We start from the raw sequence: 11,983 nt of genomic DNA, 5'->3' as shown, positions 1-11,983 counted from the left end.
ATACAAGCCTTCCCCTGCCCACACCAGCAAAACAGACGGAAAAGGTCGGATACACCCTCTGCGGGCATGTGTCAACGCAGGCTTACGGCTCATCCAGTCTGCTTTTTTTGATCACGTACAAGCCGGCGGCAATGCAGGCGATCATCACAAACAGCCAGAAGCCGTAATGGCGGGCATAGACAACGAAGCGGAGCCAATCCTTCCCCAACGCCAGTCCAACCTGCAAGTAGGTCATGCTCCAGCAAAACGCACCGGTAAAGGAAAACAGGACAAAGCGGCGCACGTTCAGCCCGGACATGCCGCCGATATAGGCACTGAGGTGACGAATTCCCGGAAGAAAGTAGCCGACGACGAGCAACAGCGATCCGTACCGGCCAAACAGTCCCTGCGTTTTCGCCAGCCTTGCTGCGGTGATGCCCACATAGGGACCCAGCCACGCGAGCAAGGGCAGGCCCCAAATTCGGCCTACCCCGTAGCTGATCGTCGAACCGAGCGCCGCCCCGCAAAACGCACTGGCAAACGCCAGCGGCATGGACAGGATGCCGCGTGCTGCGGCATATCCGGCATACGTCATCAAGACCTCGTCGGGAATCGGCAAACCGATGACCCCCAGCGTCAGGGAGAAAAAAATCCCCGCATACCCGTACTTGGCCACAAACAGATTTACATACTCCTCCACGGCACCCTCCCGGACTGCAACCTCTCTACTGTAGTCTATTCTCGTCCCAAGAGCGCTCATGCCCGGTTTTTTCAAAAGAAAACTAGCCAAGACCAAGCCTTTGGGCGCAGGCGATAGCCATTGCTGTACGTTTGATCGCACAAAAAAGCACCGCCAGACAAAATCCGGCGGTGCGTGATTCGACGTTATTTCAAATCTTCGATCGAGTTGACGTCCATATAGGTCGGAACAGCCAGACCCAGCTTGGTTCCGTTCAGGTTCGGACCGAGGTCTTCGACGTTTTCGCTCAGCTTGCTGTAATAGTCTTCGTGCGTCGTCGGCAACCACGCTGCAACCATGCCGTCCACGTCGCCATTGGATACGCCGATCCACATCGGACCTGCCTCCACCTGGCTCAGTTCAACCTGGTAATTCAGCTTTTGTTCCAGCACTGTCTTCACGACATTGGTGCTGGCGATCTCGGAATCCCAAGCCACATAGGCGAGCGTCAGTTTTTGACCGTCCGCAGGCTCGATGCCTTCCACCCACTGGTTTACTTTTTCTTCATTGCTATTTACCCAGTCTGCAGCAGCCGCTTCCGGACTTTTGCCGTCGATGATGTCCAGCATCACTTTCTCCATGTCGGCCGTCTCCCACTCGAACTTGTCGAGGAACGCATACGCGCTCGGCTGGTCATCCTTCAGACCTTTGCGGACAATGGTGTGGATTTGCTCGTCTTCACCGAAAACGCCTTTTGGGTCTTCCAGGTATTTCATGTCAAACTTGGAGAACATCCAGTGCGGCGTCCAGCCTGTCACGATGATCGGCTCCTGCTTTTCGTACGCTTTTGTCAGGGCAGCGGTCATGGCTGCACTAGAGCCTTCCACCAGCTCCCAGTCATTCAGGCCGTATTCTGTGATCGCATTCGCTGTCGCCTTCATCAGCCCGGCGCCGGGGTCAATCCCGATGATTTTGTAATCTACCAGATCGCCGACGCTGCCTTGTGCAGCTTCTCCGCTGTTTTCCGCAGGCTGGTTGCCTTCCTGCGGCTGCTGCCCGTTTCCGCAACCTACCATCAACAAACTGAGCGACAATGCGGCAATCGTTACACCCTTCCAGGTACTCTTTTTCATAAAAACCCCTCCTACGCTTTTTTTCTCTTTCCTACACCTTGGGTAATGCGGTCCAGCAAAATGGCGATAATGACGATGGCCAATCCTGCTTCAAATCCGGCCCCGATGTTGATCTGCGTCACGGCGCGGTATACATCGGCCCCCAGCCCCTTGGCCCCGATCATGGAAGCGATGACGACCATGGACAGTGCCAGCATGATGCTCTGGTTGATCCCGGCCATGATCGTTGTCTTGGCGATGGGCAGCTGCACTTTGCGCAGCTTTTGGAAGTACGTGGAACCGAATGAATCCGCCGCTTCGATCAAATCTGCCGGAACCTGCCTGATTCCCAGATTGGTCAGGCGAATCGTCGGCGGCATCGCAAAAATGACGGATGCGATCACGCCCGGCACCTGTCCCAGACCGAAGAAGAAGATCGCCGGGATCAGGTAGACAAACGCCGGCATCGTCTGCATGAAATCGAGCAGCGGCGTAATCACATTTTGCACCGAATCTTTCTTGGCACACCAGATTCCCACCGGTATCCCGATGATGATGGAAATCAAACCTGCCGTCAGCACCAGTGCCAACGTCTCCATCGAATTGTTCCAGTAGCCGAGATTTTGGATCAGCAAAAGCCCAATAAAGGTAAAAAGAGCAATGGAAAGCCTGCTTGTCTTGTACGCAAGGAATGTAAATACGATCAGCAGTACCCAAAACGGCAATCCGGTCAAGATCAGATGAAACAGCGAAACGGTACCGCCAATCCCAGCCGAAATCAGATCAAACAAAAATCCCAATCGGGCATCCATCACATCGACGACGACTTCCACCCACTCATTAAGAGGTAGTTTGGGCACCCATTGACTCATCTGCGGTCACCTCCCCTACTGCGTCAGCCGGCACTTTGTCCTTGCCTTCGTCGTTGACTTTTCCAGCCAGGCCGCCGAGAAGCGAACCTTTGACGATCACGCCCAACAGCCGCTCCTGCTCGCCCGTCACCGCTACCGGTACATCGGAAAAGGCAACCAGGTCAAACAGTTCGTTCAGCACCTTATCCGGCGACACTGTCGGCACCTCTGTGCGCAGCACCTGCTCGAGAGGCAACATGTCTTTCAGCGCCTGATTCACCGCGTCGGCTGTCAACACGCCGAGCAGCTTTTTGCGTTTGTCCACGACGTACAAGGTGGAAACCCCTCTGTCCCGCATCAACTGCAACGCGACGCGCGGCCCCTTGTCGAGCGTGATCGTCTCCGCACGCTTCATTACATGCTCGGCGGAGAGGATTTTGGAACGGTCCACGTCTTCTACGAAACGCTCCACGTACTCGTTGGCCGGGTTGGTCAAAATCTCGTCCGGCGTTCCTACCTGCACGACCGCCCCATCCTTCATCAAGGCGATCCGGTCCCCGATCTTGAGCGCTTCGTCCAAGTCGTGGGTAATAAAGATGATCGTTTTCTGCATCGTGCTTTGCAATTCCAGCAGTTCATCCTGCATATCTTTGCGGATCAACGGATCGAGCGCGCTGAACGCTTCGTCCATCAGCAGCACGTCAGGATCGTTGGCCAGAGCGCGGGCCAAACCGACACGCTGCTGCATCCCGCCGCTCAACTGGTCCGGATAGCTGTCCTCCCAGCCGGCGAGACCGACCAGGGCGAGCGACTCCTTCGCTTTGTTCAAGCGCTCGGTTTTCGGAATGCCTTGCACCTCCAGACCGTACGCCGCGTTCTCGACCACGGTTCGGTGTGGAAACAAAGCGAATTTCTGAAAGACCATGCCCAGTTTTTTGCGACGGACATTTTGCAATTCTTCCGTGTTCATGCGAACGATATCCTCGCCGTCGATGAGGATACGCCCTTCCGTCGGCTCGATCAAACGGTTCAACAACCGAACCAGCGTCGACTTCCCGCTCCCGGAAAGTCCCATAATGACAAAAATTTCGCCAGTGTGCACTTCAAAGCTCGCCTGGTTCACCCCGACCGTCAGACCCGTTTCCTTTGCGATCTCCGGTTTGGTTTTCCCTTGCTTGAGCATTTGCAGCGCACGTTGCGGCTGGCGACCAAAAACTTTCGTCAAATTTTCTACTTGAATCTTGGGCATATGTTCACCTCCAAACTTTCTGCCCGCGTTCCGGACGTTTGAGACTCTTCTCATTGTATCGGTAGTCTGTTTTTGCCTCAAATTGGGTATACTCGTAAAAACGACCGTATCGTACGTTCAGAAAAAACTTTACGCACGTTTCTTACCGTATTCTCAGGATTCCTCGTATATCCTGTGCTACATCTCCATTTACATTTTACCTACCTACACGTACAATCTATTCATCAGGAATCTGCTAGAGGAGCTGCTTCTTTCACAATGGATATCAATCAGGAAAAAATCCTCGAGAAGGCTCAGGAACGCGTGATCGAATCATTAGCCCGCAACATGGATCTGTACGGTGTCACGATGTCTACGGGCCTCTTGTACGGCACCTTGCTGTTTCAGGACAAGTCTATGACGCTGGATGAAATGGGCGAGGCGCTCGGTATGAGCAAAACGAGCATGAGCACGGGCGTACGCACATTGATGGACTTAAACATGGTTGGGAAAATTTGGAAAAAAGGGACACGGAAAGACCATTATGAGATAAATCTGGATTGGTATCAGAATTTTATCGACCTCTTTTCGGTAAAATGGCGACATGCCTGCGAGCAAAATGTCCAGGTGCTGAAAAGATCACTCAAAGAGCTGTACGCGCTGAAGGAAACCGGAGAGCTTTCGGAAGAACTTGCGAGCCGGGTGGAGTTGAGCATCGAGCGCATGGAGAACGGTCTGGAATACTACGACTGGCTCTCGCGCCTGATCGACTCCTTCGAGTCTCACGAGATCTTTGATTATGTACCAAAGAAGACAACAGAGTGAGCGAGGCAGTTCAAACGCGCAAAAAAAAACGAACCTCTTCCTTTGCGGGATCGAGGTTCGTTTTTTGTGTATTTCTGCTCTTGGCAGACGTCATCTCACGGCGCGAATCCGTAAAAGATGAGCACGAATGCGAATCTCAGTACGATGCCAGCCAGAAATGCGAGGACAGCATACAGCAGGCAAAGGGTGACTGTGAGCGGCATGGAGAAGCCTTTTCGTTTCGTCCAGGACATCGTGGCCACCAGCCCGATTATCAAAAGCGGTACCACAAAAAAATAGGAAAACAGATGTACCCAATCGAACAATCGCTGGAAGGCTTCTGTAGGGACAGGGCCTTGCCGCATGTTGTTTGCTTCGATGATGTACATTCTTCCGGCCAAAAAGAGCACGGACAGTATTCCATAGTAGGCGAGCCCGACTTTTGCCTTGGTCATGGGGCGATTACTCCTTATCTCGTTTACTTTACACCCACTATAAAAAAAACGGGCGCCACCAGGCAGTACCAACTTTGCCTGGTACCGCTGACAGCGCCTCACACACAAAAAAACAGGGACCTTCAACAGATTGGCAACACCCGTGAAAGTCCCCCGTTTTGTTTTTCTATTGCTCTTTTTTGACAATCTCCTGCACGCGTCCAACCTGGCCATCCGTCAGGCGAACCTTGATTCCGTGCGGATGCGTTGCCGAGTTGGTCAAAATATCTTTGACGATGCCGCGCGTTCGTTTTCCCGTCCGCTGGTCCTGTTTCAGCACGATCTCGACCTCGAGTCCGGGAAGAACATCCTTGCGATTTTTGCCGTTCATCCGTGTTCCCTCTTTCTTCTCGCCTCGCGTCAGCGGCTTCACAGTCCGGCGCAACACTGACGCTTCTGCCAGCTTACCCGACAAACCGCCTGACGTCCACAGCGATTTGCCCTGCCGTTTACTTCAGCCGCTCCAGATTCTTTTCTCCGAACAAATCGTGTATGACCTGCTTGACCATTTTTTCGCGGTCGTCTTCCCGCGTTTTTTGGCTCGGCCTGATCGCAAGCAGGCTCAGGATCGCAGCCACCAGGGAAACGGAGGTAAACGTCAAAAACAGCGCCATTCGCGATTGCTCCATCAGGAGCGAGACGATCGGCGGTGCGGCGGCGACACCGATAAAACGCATACTGCTGTATATGGACGTAATCGTTCCGCGCTCACCTTTTTCGATTCCCTCGGTAATAAAGGCATCGAGGCAAGGCAGCGACGCGCCGATCCCCAGACCGCTAAAAACGAGCCCCAGGATCGTCAAGGGCAGTCCTGTGACCCAGCCGGTCAAAAATACGGAGACCGACAGCACGAGAAGAGCGAAGAACGTCACCCACTTCATCAACCGTTTGTTTTTGCCAATCAGCTTGCCGGTCAAAAACGAAGCCGTGCATAGCATGCCCAAGGGTATCGCCAAAATCAGCCCTTTGTAGACTCCATCGATCCCGTACCTGTCCTCCAGCATGCTGGAGAGGTAGAATAGCACGCCGAAGACTACAAACATACATATACAGCCAATGGCAAAAATGGCGTACAGCCATCTTCCCTTCTGCTTGAAAATATCTTTGACGTTGGTGAGGAAATGGCGAAATTGCTTGGGCTTCTCCTGTTTTTTGGGCGCCTTCAGCAAAAACATCACCAAGACAATCGAAATCAGGCAAAAGACCGGAATCGCCAAAAACGGCAGATACCAAAGCACTGTCGCCAAAGCCGCGCCCAAGATCGGACTGAGCACCTTCCCCAATGTGTTGGCAGTCTCGATCACACCGAGACCGCTGCTGACGTCATCGTCGCGGTGAAACATGTCCCCGACCAGCGGCATGACGATGGGAGCCGAGCCTGCCGCTCCGATCCCCTGAAAAAAACGCCCCAACAGGATCAGCCAGTAGGAATCTTCGATGAACCAGGCAGCAAAGCCGGAGATCGCTCCCCCTGCGGCAGTCGTAATCAGACTCGGGATGATGATATTTTTCCGGCCGTAGCGATCGGACAAATAGCCAGCAATCGGAATCAGTACGATTGCGACCGCAGAGTAGACCGTAATGATCAGGCTTACCTGGAGCGAGGAGATCGCCAGCTTTTTCTGGATCGTGGGCAAAATCGGGATCAGCATCGAATTGCCCAAGGTCATAATCAACGGAATTGACGCAATCGAGATCAAATCAAGCTTTTTGTCTTCTTGCAAGGGACGCCCTCCGCAGCTCAACATACTTCCAAGGTTTATTGTGATTCGGAGCGGTCGATTTATTCCCTGTTTGTGCTGTTATTTAGAGCTCTTTGCTGGAAAACGAGAAGAATCTTGGTATATTTGCTGGGTTTGTATCACACATTAAGATAGAATTGAAATAAAGGGGGCGTTCATGTGTATTTCGCGAAAAAAGCAATGGAACCGATCGAAGAAGAAGAAATCGACGTATGGGCATGCAGCAATGACAACTGCTCATGCTGGATGAGGGACAATTTTTCATTTGAAGAAAGTCCCACCTGTCCACTCTGCCAAAGCGAGATGAGCAAGGGCACTCGCCTGCTTCCCGTTCTGCAGAACCACACCCGAAAATCGAACTAAGGCGTAAATGTCTTTCACTCTTGCAGCTATTCCCGCTCTTTCTTTACAATAGATGTACCCGTTGAAGAGGAGCGTACACATGGACCAAAAAGAAATGGAGCAACAGATGATCCAGGCGTACCAGCGCGATGAGGGAATGATGGTTCTCGTCTTTGCGCAATGGTGCGTCAATCACGATTTGGATGCACGCGAACTGTACAGCCGCGCCTACCCGAAACAAGCCGAGAATCCCCTGCTCGCGCAAATGATGGCCAACACGGTTCCAAAGGAAGAGTCTGAGGAGATTCCCGACGCCACGTTGCTAGGCGTGCTGTCCTTGTTTGGCAATGACGACCTTGCATTCGTGGTCACCGAAGAAATAGAACGTAGAAAAAAACAGGCGTAATCGGGCGGAACCGATGCAGCCTGTTTTTTTTGCTAATGGGGAGGAGGCAGACGAAAGTGCATGGAAAAGGTCGTCTGATCCTCGGTCGACTCGCAATTGATCGTCCCGTTGTGCCGTTCGATAATCTCTTTGCAGACGTACAGTCCGATGCCTGTCCCTGTTTCCTTTGTGGTGAAGAACGGTTCAAAGATCAGCGGCAACAGGTCGGCAGGGATCGGCACGCCGTTGTTGGAGACGCGGATCGTGGTCATATCCACCGACTGGGTGGCACGGATGACGATCTGCTTGTGGCCCTGCACTTTTTGCAAGGCGTCCAGAGCATTCGAAATAATGTTGATCAACACCTGCCTCACCTCGTCCCGGCTGCCTGAAACGGTGCATACCGGGTCGATCTCGCACAAGATATCGGCATTGACGTCCACGATCGCCGGATACAAAAAGCCCAGGATTTCGTCTATCAGACTTTGGATCTGCACCATTTCGAATCTTTGGTCGACGGTGCCCTTCTTGGAAGCGAGCAAGAACTGGGAAATCCGGAAGTTGAGCTGTTTCAGTTCGTTTTGAATAATATCTACATACGGCAAATCGGGATAATCCTCTTTTAGCAGACGCGAAAAACCGATAATTGACGTCAGCGGATTGCGGAATTCATGGACAAAGCTCGATGCCATCTGTCCCAAAATCGTCAGCTTGTCCTTGTGGGAGCGTTCGATAAACATCTGCTTTTCTTTCAAATCATTGTTTTTCAAATCGGTATAATGGGATACAGAATGTACCAGAAATGTATCAAAACATTCATTGATTTTTGACAACGCTTTCAAACGCAATTCAGTGGGCAGCTCGCCTTCTATCAGCAGCTCTAACACCAGCCTTCTGCCCAAGCAAATGTTGGAAACAAAATCCCCGATGTCTACCCGTACTGCCTTGCGTTCTTGCGCTACCTTGAATGCGAACTGCTTGATCTCCTCTAACGTAGTCATCGAACGAAGATAACCCGTCATCATCTGAAACAATGTACGGGCATTCGATTGATCGCTATTTTTTCTTAGATCGTGCTCTACCAAAATTGCCTGATGTCGAAACTTTTGTACCAGTTCGTCTATGTGTGCTTCGATAAAAGCGCTAATTTGATCCGTGGGCACTCGTCTTCACCCCATTGTTTGGTAAACACTTATTCTCGCTATCAATATTATACAATCAGGTCAATTGCCATTTAAAGAAATTATTACAAGTTGGTTACGACAACTGGCGATTCAAATCAGCGAAGCTCTTGTCAGCGCCTCTTCCGGTAATGTAAGATTATATAACATAAACATAACATTATTGTGGTGGGAGGATGAGGCGATTGGGCCTGCTGTTGAAAATTGTCAATGCGTACAAAAATCCATCCGCTTCCGAAAGCACGGACAACACCTCACATCTGACCGGCGACATCCTGGTTGCGGCAGATCGGCTGGAGTCCATCGTCGAGCGCATTTTCAACGAATCGGGGAGAATCGAACAAGTATCGGGCAACGTGCTCTCCATGAGCGAAACGATCGTGCGCAATCAGACGGAGACATTGGATGGTGTGGAGACGCTGAACCACTTTTTGCAATCGGTGCAGCACCGCGCGGAAGAAGCCTCGGTCCAGGCCAAAACCATGCGGGAACGAAACGCCGTGTGTGAACAGGAACTGGGTTCAGCCGCCAAAGCCTTGACTCACACGACGCAAACCTTCGCCAGCCTGGCGGAAAACACCCAGCGCACCTCCCAATCGCTCCACTTTTTGCTGGAACAAATCCAACTCGTGACCGAACTGCAACTGTTGGTGAAAAAGATGGTGAAGCAAACGAATGTGTTGGCGATGAATGCAGCGATCGAATCGGCACAGTCAGAAGATCAAGGCAGCAGCTTTGCTGCCGTCGCCAACCAGGTGAAAGAACTGGCTGACGCAAGCAGCTTGCATCTGCTCAAAATCGATCCGCTGATGCACAGCATCCAGCACGCATCGCAGGATGTGCTCGAGGTATTGCAGGAAAACCAGAACTTGATCGCGGGGAACAAGCAGGAGCTGGAGGAAGCACAGCGCTCCTTGGGAGAGGTGCAGGGGCAATTTCAGCTATTGGAGGAAGTCATCTCGGAAAATGAAAACTCGTGCCACAAGCAGGTAGAGACGGTGCAGACCATGACCGGACAGCTTACCCATCTGCTCAACAAGTCGAAGGAAAGCACCCGGCTCGCCACCGATGTGCAGGCGATCTCGGCTAGCCAGAACGGAATCGTGAAGCAACTGCTGGAAGCAAGCAAACATTTGAGCAGCATCTCGGATGAATTTTCGGTCGCATTCCGTCAGCGCACGGATGTGATGCCCAAGTATGTGGATACCAGTGCCCTGACGACGGAACTGTCGGAGCGCTGGCGCGAAAAGCTGGAAGGGTGGGCCAACCAGCCCCATCTTATGACGACACCGGCCCATGAACTGCAACACCTCTTCCAGCGCTGGATCGAGGAAAACGAGGAGTTGGAGGCTGTTTGGCTGAACAACATCGACGGCGACTTTCTCCACTCCCTGCCTGAAGCTGGCATCCTCAATGCGAAGCGGCGCACCTGGTTTGGCGGCGCCTTGCAGGACGGGTTTTTCGTCTCGGCACCGTATCTGTCGGCGATTACCAAACGACCGTGCGTGACGATCTCACTTCGTCTGGAGGACGAACACGGGCAAAAAGGCGTGCTGGGCGCGGATATTTCACTGCAAAACAGACAGGGATAACCTACGGTACGACCTCTCCTCTTTCGGGAACGCGCTTCATGCGCTTCCCTTTTTTACTTTTCCAGGATAACGGTTTTGCTCTGGGCCTCCCATCTTGCCTCCATGCCCAGCACAGCCGCCAGTTCCCGCGCAGGCGCATACGCAGTCCCGCCCTCGATCCGTGAGACGATCTCCTTGCCGTTTACGCGCACTGTTTTGCTGTGCGGCTCCCACTCCACCACTCCACCTGCAGCTTCGGCAACCATGCGAACCGGCACATACGACACGCCGTTTTCGAGATAACCCGCAGCACGCAGACCAATCTGGAGATTGCATGTATCCACAGTACCCTGTGATTTTTGTGGATAATTTGTTAGCAAGTTGTGGACATCTTTCCTGAATTGTCCCCAGGACGCGGCGGCACTCTGCCCGAAATAGCGCTGGGCGTACGCGTCAGAGACAAAATAAGCCGGGCAGTTTTTCCCCGTGATGTCAAAATGGCGCCACAAGTTATCCACAGACCAGCCATATCGCTGCAAAATATCGGCCGCCAGCTTCACCGTTCGCTCGTACATCGCCCGGAAGTCGCCATCCTGGTTGACACACATCTCGATGCCGATCGTGCAGTTGTTGGGGTAGGAACTGAGCCTGGTCAACGCTTCCGCTTTGTACGTTTTCGCGCCGACGTGGTACGCCATCTCGCCCTCCGGCACACAGCGGATGATCTGCTTGTCGTCGACGATGTAATGTGCGCTCGCAATCGTCGTCGGCTGGTTGAAGTAGCTGCGGTTGGCCTGGGCGTCCGCCCCTTTTCGCTCGTTGGCGGTCCAGTGGATCACGAGACCTTTGGGCGTGATCGGGATGTGCGGGCGGGCATTTTTGTTGGTTAAAAGCTGCTCTGTAATCTGCATCAGTCTCGTCACTCCTTTTTGCATGGCTGTACACAATAAAGAAGAACCTCACTGGAAGATGAGGTTCATACGGATGTTCCCGATTTGTTTTTAGGAAAAAAAGCGGATTTGCCTGATTTGTGTAACCAGACGGTCTGTCGCTTTTCGGATCTTTCCTCGCGTGTCCGGTTGCAGGTGAATATTCGCGATGGATGCGATTCTCTCGGCTACAGCGTCTACCGTCAAATCGTCTGTCTGCACATGTTCGCGGAACACGTCAGCGGATAGTCCTTCCATGCAGCGATCTATCTGCCGGGCGGCCCAGGAATGTTTTCCTTCTCCCCGGGTTCGCAGCCTTTTTAGCAGGACGTCCTTGGAAGCGCACAAGGTGAAATGGCGGACCGTGTGTCCATCCTCTCTCAGCCTTCCTACGATTTCCTCGAAATACCGGGGATTGACGATCGTCATCGGCACGATGACAGTCCCGCTGTACTCTTGCTTGATGTACGCCAGCATCGCGTAATTGATCTCGCGCCACAGCGGATAATCCTGAAAATCGGGCCGGGACGCTTCCTTCGGGATGTTCCTCCGGATGTAGAAGCCCGCGTGTTCGGGATCAAACACAAAGGAATCGGGTATTCGTCTGTGCAAGGCATAGGCTGTCTGCGATTTGCCGGAACCAAATGCGCCGTTTATCCAGATCAACACGCGAACCATCCCTTTCC

At 52.7% G+C, this 11,983-nt stretch carries 14 protein-coding genes; 4 read left to right on the top strand and 10 right to left on the bottom strand.

Annotation, left to right across the window (positions count from 1 at the left end; genetic code table 11):
- Positions 1–82: 82 nt before the first annotated feature.
- The 4 genes from ACAF76_RS02615 to proV all read right to left on the bottom strand — a co-directional run bounded on the left by ACAF76_RS02615 (position 83) and on the right by proV (position 3,870).
- Positions 83–679 (bottom strand): DedA family protein, encoded by a 597-nt coding sequence (locus ACAF76_RS02615; RefSeq protein WP_400162495.1) that lies wholly within the window; start codon positions 677–679, stop codon positions 83–85.
- A gap of 185 nt (positions 680–864) precedes the next feature.
- The gene (locus ACAF76_RS02610) at positions 865–1,791 is read right to left on the bottom strand and encodes a glycine betaine ABC transporter substrate-binding protein (RefSeq protein ID WP_400162494.1); all 927 of its coding nucleotides are present in this window, start codon (positions 1,789–1,791) and stop codon (positions 865–867) included.
- Between the two features lie 11 nt (positions 1,792–1,802).
- Positions 1,803–2,642: an ABC transporter permease gene (locus tag ACAF76_RS02605; protein WP_400162493.1), complete on the bottom strand. Its 840-nt coding sequence runs from the start codon at positions 2,640–2,642 to the stop codon at positions 1,803–1,805.
- Complete coding sequence (gene proV, locus ACAF76_RS02600) at positions 2,611–3,870, bottom strand: glycine betaine/L-proline ABC transporter ATP-binding protein ProV (protein ID WP_400162492.1); 1,260 nt, start codon at positions 3,868–3,870, stop codon at positions 2,611–2,613. Before proV ends, ACAF76_RS02605 begins: the two co-directional genes overlap by 32 nt.
- A gap of 258 nt (positions 3,871–4,128) precedes the next feature.
- Between proV and ACAF76_RS02595 the strand changes: the two genes are divergently transcribed.
- Positions 4,129–4,674: a GbsR/MarR family transcriptional regulator gene (locus ACAF76_RS02595; RefSeq protein WP_400162491.1), complete on the top strand. Its 546-nt coding sequence runs from the start codon at positions 4,129–4,131 to the stop codon at positions 4,672–4,674.
- A gap of 95 nt (positions 4,675–4,769) precedes the next feature.
- On the opposite strand, the gene ACAF76_RS02590 is transcribed toward ACAF76_RS02595, so the two are convergent.
- From ACAF76_RS02590 to ACAF76_RS02580, 3 genes are all read right to left on the bottom strand, one after another.
- The gene (locus tag ACAF76_RS02590) at positions 4,770–5,108 is read right to left on the bottom strand and encodes a hypothetical protein (RefSeq protein WP_400162490.1); all 339 of its coding nucleotides are present in this window, start codon (positions 5,106–5,108) and stop codon (positions 4,770–4,772) included.
- A gap of 166 nt (positions 5,109–5,274) precedes the next feature.
- Positions 5,275–5,478: a YwbE family protein gene (locus ACAF76_RS02585; protein WP_400162654.1), complete on the bottom strand. Its 204-nt coding sequence runs from the start codon at positions 5,476–5,478 to the stop codon at positions 5,275–5,277.
- Between the two features lie 118 nt (positions 5,479–5,596).
- Positions 5,597–6,871, bottom strand: coding sequence for an MFS transporter (locus tag ACAF76_RS02580; protein ID WP_400162489.1), 1,275 nt, complete (start codon positions 6,869–6,871; stop codon positions 5,597–5,599).
- A gap of 177 nt (positions 6,872–7,048) precedes the next feature.
- Here ACAF76_RS02580 and ACAF76_RS02575 point away from each other — a divergent pair, with 177 nt between their 5' ends.
- The gene (locus tag ACAF76_RS02575; protein ID WP_400162488.1) at positions 7,049–7,252 is read left to right on the top strand and encodes a cold-shock protein; all 204 of its coding nucleotides are present in this window, start codon (positions 7,049–7,051) and stop codon (positions 7,250–7,252) included.
- A gap of 79 nt (positions 7,253–7,331) precedes the next feature.
- The gene (locus tag ACAF76_RS02570) at positions 7,332–7,637 is read left to right on the top strand and encodes a hypothetical protein (protein ID WP_400162487.1); all 306 of its coding nucleotides are present in this window, start codon (positions 7,332–7,334) and stop codon (positions 7,635–7,637) included.
- 32 nt (positions 7,638–7,669) lie between these two features.
- On the opposite strand, the gene ACAF76_RS02565 is transcribed toward ACAF76_RS02570, so the two are convergent.
- A complete protein-coding gene (locus ACAF76_RS02565) occupies positions 7,670–8,779 on the bottom strand; it encodes a histidine kinase N-terminal domain-containing protein (protein WP_400162486.1) in 1,110 nt (369 codons plus the stop codon).
- 203 nt (positions 8,780–8,982) lie between these two features.
- Here ACAF76_RS02565 and ACAF76_RS02560 point away from each other — a divergent pair, with 203 nt between their 5' ends.
- Positions 8,983–10,389 carry a methyl-accepting chemotaxis protein gene (locus ACAF76_RS02560; protein ID WP_400162485.1) on the top strand — a complete coding sequence of 469 codons (1,407 nt, stop codon included), beginning with the start codon at positions 8,983–8,985 and terminating at the stop codon, positions 10,387–10,389.
- Between the two features lie 53 nt (positions 10,390–10,442).
- On the opposite strand, the gene ACAF76_RS02555 is transcribed toward ACAF76_RS02560, so the two are convergent.
- Together ACAF76_RS02555 and ACAF76_RS02550 are read right to left on the bottom strand one after the other, a co-directional pair.
- Positions 10,443–11,279 carry an N-acetylmuramoyl-L-alanine amidase gene (locus ACAF76_RS02555; protein ID WP_400162484.1) on the bottom strand — a complete coding sequence of 279 codons (837 nt, stop codon included), beginning with the start codon at positions 11,277–11,279 and terminating at the stop codon, positions 10,443–10,445.
- 90 nt (positions 11,280–11,369) lie between these two features.
- On the bottom strand, positions 11,370–11,975 hold the full coding sequence (locus ACAF76_RS02550; RefSeq protein ID WP_400162483.1) for an AAA family ATPase: 606 nt from the start codon (positions 11,973–11,975) through the stop codon (positions 11,370–11,372).
- Positions 11,976–11,983: the final 8 nt, after the last annotated feature.

Source organism: Brevibacillus sp. TJ4, from assembly GCF_044627595.2.
Taxonomy (GTDB): Bacteria; Bacillota; Bacilli; order Brevibacillales; family Brevibacillaceae; genus Brevibacillus.
Note: the sequence above shows the minus strand (reverse complement) of the source record. Positions and strands in the feature narration are given on the sequence as shown.